Origin of the sequence: Cryobacterium sp. 10I1 (assembly GCF_035019805.1) — a bacterium.
In the GTDB taxonomy this organism is placed as follows: Bacteria; Actinomycetota; Actinomycetes; order Actinomycetales; family Microbacteriaceae; genus Cryobacterium; species Cryobacterium glucosi.
In genome coordinates, this window is the sequence record NZ_JASJVF010000650.1 from 1 (window position 1) to 274 (window position 274).

At 67.2% G+C, this 274-nt stretch carries 1 pseudogene; it reads left to right on the plus strand.

What is annotated here, in order from left to right:
• Window positions 1-161: 161 nt before the first annotated feature.
• Window positions 162-274, plus strand: a pseudogene (locus QN345_RS20175) (3-isopropylmalate dehydrogenase); the annotation flags it as partial.

A 274-nucleotide genomic window follows, 5' to 3' on the forward strand; every position in this document is an offset into this window, starting at 1 on the left:
GAGCCGGACTCGTGGTCGTAGCGGCCATGGTCGCCTGGGTCGCACTGCGCTCGGCGCGGTGAGCCGGCGTCGATTCCGGGAGTGACGAAGACGCGGGGATCACCCGACCTGACGCGTCGCAGTAGGGTTTGGGTACAGCAATCCGAGCCCCCAGGAGTCCCATGTCCCGTCAGATCAAGCTCGCCGTCATTCCCGGAGACGGGATCGGACCCGAAGTCGTCGCCGAGGCCGTCAAGGTGCTCGGCGCAGCGACAGTGGCCGACGACGTCGAATT